Below are 713 nucleotides of genomic sequence, written 5' to 3'. Positions count from 1 at the left end.
AGGATGAGACGAGCCGACATCGAGGTGCCAAACCTCCCCGTCGATGTGGACTCTTGGGGGAGATAAGCCTGTTATCCCCGGGGTAGCTTTTATCCGTTGAGCGATGGCCCTTCCACTCGGAACCACCGGATCACTAAGCCCGACTTTCGTCCTTGCTCGACCTGTACGTCTCGCAATCAAGCTCCCTTCTGCCTTTACACTCTACGCGCGATTTCCAACCGCGCTGAGGGAACCTTTGGGCGCCTCCGTTACTTTTTGGGAGGCGACCGCCCCAGTCAAACTGCCCACCTGACAGTGTCCCAAAGCCGGATTCACGGCTTATGGTTAGAACTCCAGTATTACAAGAGTGGTATCCCAAGGTTGACTCCACCTAGACTGGCGTCCAAGCTTCCAAGTCTCCCACCTATCCTGTACATGCAATACCAAAATCCAGTGTCAGGCTGCAGTAAAGCTCCACGGGGTCTTTCCGTCCTGCTGCGGGTAACCAGCATCTTCACTGGTACTACAATTTCACCGAGTCTATTGTTGAGACAGTGCCCAAATCGTTACGCCTTTCGTGCGGGTCGGAACTTACCCGACAAGGAATTTCGCTACCTTAGGACCGTTATAGTTACGGCCGCCGTTTACTGGGGCTTAAGTTCAGTGCTTCCCCAACACTCAACTCTAACTACTAGATTCTTCTGTTTATCTTATAATTTTTTCTGCTTATGAAG

Annotated in this window: 1 rRNA gene; it reads right to left on the bottom strand. The window is 51.9% G+C overall.

The features are described 5' to 3' along the window. A 23S ribosomal RNA gene (locus tag BUB56_RS00005) occupies positions 1-713 on the bottom strand; the annotation flags it as partial.

Origin of the sequence: Geosporobacter subterraneus DSM 17957, from assembly GCF_900142145.1 — a bacterium.
GTDB lineage: Bacteria > Bacillota > Clostridia > Peptostreptococcales > Thermotaleaceae > Geosporobacter > Geosporobacter subterraneus.
The sequence above is the reverse complement of the archived record's forward strand: the minus strand, read 5'-3'. Positions and strand labels throughout refer to the sequence as shown.